The sequence below is a fragment of the Streptomyces sp. OfavH-34-F genome (genome assembly GCF_022347745.1).
In the GTDB taxonomy this organism is placed as follows: Bacteria; Actinomycetota; Actinomycetes; order Streptomycetales; family Streptomycetaceae; genus Streptomyces.
Genome location: NZ_JAKRGC010000458.1, coordinates 1 through 3,878, shown reverse-complemented (window position 1 = coordinate 3,878; position 3,878 = coordinate 1). Strand labels below are relative to the sequence as shown.

4 protein-coding genes are annotated in these 3,878 nt (G+C 76.0%); 3 read left to right on the top strand and 1 reads right to left on the bottom strand.

The features are described from left to right. The 3 genes from MHW47_RS33225 to MHW47_RS33215 all read left to right on the top strand — a co-directional run. A partial coding sequence (locus MHW47_RS33225; protein WP_239227568.1) for a lycopene cyclase family protein occupies positions 1 to 816 on the top strand: 816 nt, incomplete at its 5' end. Beyond that, positions 813 to 1,514, top strand: coding sequence for a methyltransferase domain-containing protein (locus MHW47_RS33220; RefSeq protein ID WP_239227567.1), 702 nt, complete (start codon positions 813 to 815; stop codon positions 1,512 to 1,514). The genes MHW47_RS33225 and MHW47_RS33220, both read left to right, overlap by 4 nt. A 29-nt stretch (positions 1,515 to 1,543) precedes the next feature. Continuing rightward, positions 1,544 to 3,097, top strand: coding sequence for an FAD-dependent oxidoreductase (locus tag MHW47_RS33215; RefSeq protein ID WP_239227566.1), 1,554 nt, complete (start codon positions 1,544 to 1,546; stop codon positions 3,095 to 3,097). Between the two features lie 19 nt (positions 3,098 to 3,116). On the opposite strand, the gene MHW47_RS33210 is transcribed toward MHW47_RS33215, so the two are convergent. Beyond that, positions 3,117 to 3,878 (bottom strand): DUF5914 domain-containing protein (locus MHW47_RS33210; RefSeq protein ID WP_239227565.1); only part of this gene is annotated, 762 nt, incomplete at its 5' end.

Sequence of the window (3,878 nt, the reverse complement as noted above, 5' to 3'; positions counted from 1 at the left end):
CGCTGCACCCTGCCGCAGGGCCGCACGCTGACCCTGCGCGCCCGCCGCGTCTTCGACTCACGGCCGCTGCCCGCCCTGCCCCCCGCCCGCACCCACCTGCTCCAGCACTTCCGCGGCTGGTTCGTCCGCACCGCCACCGCCCGCTTCGACACCCGCGTCGCCGACCTGATGGACTTCCGCGTCCCCCAGCCCGCCCACGGACTCGCCTTCGGCTACGTCCTGCCCCTGGCCCCGGACCGCGCCCTCGTCGAATACACCGAGTTCTCCCGCCGGCCGCTCACCACCCCGGCGTACGAAGCGGCCCTCGGGCACTACTGCCGCGACGTCCTGAGCCTCGGCCACCTCACCGTGGAACGCACCGAACAGGGGCTGATCCCCATGACGGACGCCCGCTTCCCCCGCCGCGCCGGAACCTCCGTGTTCCGCATCGGCACGGCCGGCGGCGCCACCCGGCCCGCCACCGGATACACCTTCGCCGCCGTCCAGCGCCAGAGCCGCGCGATCGCCGCCGCCCTGCGCACCGGACGCGCCACCGTCCCCGCCCCGCACGGCCGCCGGGCCCTGGCCATGGACGCCATCATGCTCCGCGCCCTGGACACCGGCCGCATCGACGGCCCGGCCTTCTTCACCGACCTGTTCCGCCACGTCCCCGCCGCACGCCTGCTGCGCTTCCTCGACGGCACGGCCTCGCTCCGCGAGGACTGGGGCATCGGACTGCGCACCCCCGTCCGGCCGATGCTCGCCACCGCGGCCGAACTGCCCTTCCTGCCCCGCCGGACCCGCCCCCTCACCGAACCCGGAGAACGCCACCGATGAGCCTCCTGCGGGACCGCGAACTGGCCCGCGCCTTCGACCATGCCTCCCACACCTACGACCGCCTCACCGCCCTCAACCCCGGCTACCGCACCGACCTGCTGCGCTCCGCCCGCCGCCTCGCCCTCCCCGACGGCGGCGCCGGTCTGCACCTCCTCGACCTCGGCTGCGGCACCGGCGCCTCCACCCGGGCCCTCCTCGCCGCCGCACCCCGGGCGACGATCACCGCCGTCGACGCCTCGGCGGGCATGCTGCACCACGCCCGCGCCAAACCCTGGCCCGCCCGCGTCCGCTTCGCCCACCTCACCGCCGAAGAACTCGCCACGGCCGGCGAAGGCCCCTTCGACGCGGTGTTCGCCGCCTACCTCTTCCGCAACGTCACCGACCCGGACGCGATCCTGGGCACCGTCCGCTCCCTGCTGAAGCCCGGCGGACGCTTCGCCGCCCACGAGTACAGCCTCAGCGGCTCACGCGCGCACCGAGCGCTGTGGACGGCCGTCTGCCACGGGGTGATCATCCCGGCGGGCACCCTCACCGGCGACCGCGCGCTCTACCACCACCTCTGGCGCAGCGTCCTCGCCTTCGACACCGCGCCCCGCTTCGCCCACCGGATCGCCCGGGCCGGACTCACCGCGGTACGCGTCGCCCCCGTCCCCGGCTGGCAGACCGGCATCGTGCACACCTTCCTCGCCCGCCACTGACGACCCGCCCCGACACGGAAGCACCGCCCATGACCACCCCACCCCCCACCACCGCCCGCCGAGGCCGCGACCGCAAGGCCGACATCCTGCCGCCCGCACCCGGCGCCCCCCGCTTCCCCACCGGTGAGGCCCCCTCGGTCGCCGTCGTCGGCGGCGGAATCGCCGGACTGGCGGCGGCCACCCTGCTGGCCGAACGCGGCGCCCGCGTCACCCTCTACGAGAAGGACGACGCCCTCGGCGGCCGGCTCTCCGGCCGTCGCACCCTCCTCGCCGACGGCTCCCGGGCGACCATGAGCCGCGGCTTCCACGCCTTCTTCCGCCAGTACTACAACCTGCGCGGCCTGCTGCGCCGTACGGACCCCGGCCTCACCCGTCTCACCCCGCTGCCCGACTACCCCCTCCGGCACAGCGGCGGCCTGACCGACAGCTTCGCCCGCGTCCCCCGGACCCCGCCCCTCAGCGCCCTCGGATTCGTCGCGCTGAGCCCCACCTTCGGCTGGCGCGACCTGGCCGCCATGGACGCCCGCGCCGCGCTCCCGCTCCTCGACGTACGCGTCCCCGAGGTGTACGAGCGCTACGACCACGTCACCGCGACCGGCTTCCTGGACAGCGTGCGCTTCCCCGAGGCCGCCCACCACCTGGCGTTCGAGGTGTTCTCGCGCAGCTTCTTCGCCGACCCGCGCCACCTGTCCGCCGCCGAACTGCTGCTGATGTTCCACATCTATTTCCTCGGCTCGGCGGAGGGCCTGCTCTTCGACGTACCGGCCGAACCCTTCCCGCAGGCGCTCTGGGAACCCCTCGCCGACTACCTCCGGGGCCACCGCTCCGACCTCCGCACCGGCACCCCCGTCCACCGCGTCACCCCCGACGGCGACGGGGCCCGGGTGCACACCGACGCCGGCACCGACCGGCACGGAGCCGTGGTCCTCGCCCTCGACCCCGGCGCCCTGCGCGGCCTCGTCGCCGCCTCACCCGGCCTCGGCACCGGCCGCTGGCGCGACGACGTCGCCGCCCTGCGCACCGCACCGCCCTTCCTCGTCTCCCGCCTCTGGCTCGACCGCCCCGTCCGCGCCGACCGGCCCGGCTTCCTCGGCACCAGCGGCTACGGAGGACTCGACAACATCAGCGTCCTCGAACGGTACGAGGGCGAGGCCGCCCGCTGGGCCGCGCGCACCGGGGGCTCCGTCGTGGAACTCCACGCGTACGCCGTGGACCCCGAGGCCGAGCACAAGGACGTCCAGGAAACGCTGACCGACCGGCTGCACCAGGTGTACCCGGAGACGCGCGACGCCCGGATCGTCGACAGCAGGCACGAGTGGCGCTCCGACTGCCCGCTCTTCGCACCCGGCTCCCACCGCCGCCGCCCCGCCGTCCGCACCCCCCACCCCTGGCTGGTGCTCGCCGGCGACGCCATCCGCTGCGACCTGCCCGTCGCCCTCATGGAACGCGCCGCCACCACCGGCTTCCTCGCCGCGAACGCACTCCTCGCCGACCGGGGCGTGCGGGGACAGACGCTGTGGACGGTGCCCCGGGCGGGCCGCTCCCGCACACTGCGGGCGCTCGCCGGGCTGCGCCGCGCCTGAACACCGGCGCCGCACCCGGTCAGCCGGGGAACCGCCCCGTACCGCGCAGCGCCCAGCGCCGCTCCGCGTACGCCAGGTCGTCCCGCCACAGCCGGCCCGCCGTACGCCGCATCAGCGGACGCAGCAGCGGGGCGGCGGTCCGGGCCAGCGCGAAGCCCGCCCGGTCCGACGCGGCGACCGTCGCCTCGACCACGGCGGTACGCGGACGCGCGTGGCCCGGCCCCGTCAGCGGGGTCGCATGCGTCTCCACCACGGACGACGCCCCCTCGCCGTCGGTGATGCGCATGACGACCGTCCGCGGCTCCGGCGCCGTGAACTCGGCCCGCACCGGCACCACCAGCCGCCCCGCCACCCGGAAGGACACATCGACGACGAACGCGTCGTCCCCCGCGCCGTCCGGCTCGCGCACCACCGACAGATCGAGGAACGAGTACGGGTGGAACCAGGAACCGTGCCACGGGTCCAGCCGGTTGGCCACCACGTCCTGGGGCTCGCACCGCCCCACCGCCGTGAACACCGCGTCCACCGCGACCGCCGGCGCCGGCCGGACCGGCACCACCGGCCGGTCGGTGGGCTCCTCACCCCCCACCCCGTCCAGCCGCACCCACACCAGGACGCCGTCGTCATGCACCGGGAACGGCCGCCACCCGGCGAACGGCCCACCGTCCAGGGCCAGTCCGTGCCAGTGGCACACCAGCGTGCCGCACACCACCCGGCTCTCCCGCAGCGGAGCCCCCAGGTGCGGGCACACCCCGGGACCGGCCCGCAGGCCGCCGTCCCG